Consider the following 275-nt stretch of genomic DNA (forward strand, 5'->3'; position numbering starts at 1 on the left):
GAGTTGAAGTTGACCGGAGAGACCACCTGGCCTTGCGCCGCTTTCTCGCAGTTGGCGGCGATGGAGTCGTTGTCCAGACCGATTAAGGCGGCCATGGCAACTGTGCCTTCCGGCACGGCTTCCTGCATTGCCAGACCACGCAGTTCAACCAGCTTGACCGCATCGGCAAACGCCAGGGCACCGCTGCACACCAGGGCGGAATATTCGCCCAGGCTGTGACCGGCCATGACGGCGGGGGTTGCCCCGCCCTGCTGTTGCCACAGGCGCCACAGGGC

The 275-nt window shown here is 64.7% G+C and carries 1 protein-coding gene; it reads right to left on the reverse strand.

Annotation, left to right across the window (positions count from 1 at the left end; all coding sequences use genetic code 11):
• Nucleotides 1-275, reverse strand: a 275-nt coding sequence (locus V5P19_RS23535) for an acyltransferase domain-containing protein (protein WP_334407963.1), incomplete at both ends; no start/stop codon positions are given.

The organism is Enterobacter sp. UNJFSC 003 (assembly GCF_036903355.1).
Taxonomy (GTDB): Bacteria; Pseudomonadota; Gammaproteobacteria; order Enterobacterales; family Enterobacteriaceae; genus Enterobacter.